The organism is Hymenobacter elongatus (assembly GCF_004745955.1).
GTDB lineage: Bacteria > Bacteroidota > Bacteroidia > Cytophagales > Hymenobacteraceae > Hymenobacter > Hymenobacter elongatus.
Genome location: NZ_SRLD01000120.1, coordinates 1 through 687, shown reverse-complemented (window position 1 = coordinate 687; position 687 = coordinate 1). Strand labels below are relative to the sequence as shown.

General features: G+C 44.3%; 1 protein-coding gene. It reads left to right on the top strand.

Going from position 1 to position 687, the window contains the following annotated elements:
- Positions 1 to 218: 218 nt before the first annotated feature.
- A partial coding sequence (locus tag E5J99_RS21700) for a hypothetical protein (RefSeq protein WP_210114510.1) occupies positions 219 to 687 on the top strand: 469 nt, incomplete at its 3' end.

The following is a 687-nucleotide window of genomic DNA, read 5'->3' as shown; positions in this document are numbered from 1 at the left end:
CCGACCCCACAGCTCGCTGCAGAATTTAACGCCCGATCAGGTCATGGCAGCCGCCAGTACTGTCGAGCTTCAAACCGCCTGATTCTCTACTTCAGGCCGGTCCAGCAATTGGGAGGAGGTCACAAGCTGCCTGACCTCTACTTTTACCTGGCCTACCTGACGGGGAAGCTTACAGGCAGGATTTCTCTATATTGATTGACATACCTAAAGCAAACACTATGACTGAGCGCGAAATAGCCAAGGCACAATACATACTCACAAAAGAACTGTTACAGCACTATTGTACCACAATTGATAAATACCTACCTGAACAAAACGGGAAAATCGCAGGAAGCCGTTATAAGATAATGGCATTCGATTTTCTCGAGCGGATATATTATAATAGCAAAGGAGCATTACTTCTCTATGATGAATATGCAGATAGCCAAAACATTGCCATTCCTCTAAGCCAGATATTTAGGGCTATTCTTTACGATATAACGCATGCTTATTGGCTACTAGAAGATGGTTTTTTTGATGAAAGATTTAAGTTATTTAATTATGGATTCGTCTATAAGAAGGGGTGCAACCCAAATTGTCGCTGCGTATTCGTAACTTATAGCAGATTCGTGAACCATGTATCCTTATCGTTTGCCGGCTTGTGTGTGATAGCCGCAGTGGTCAAACCAGTTCCGGGCGTCCCGGCTG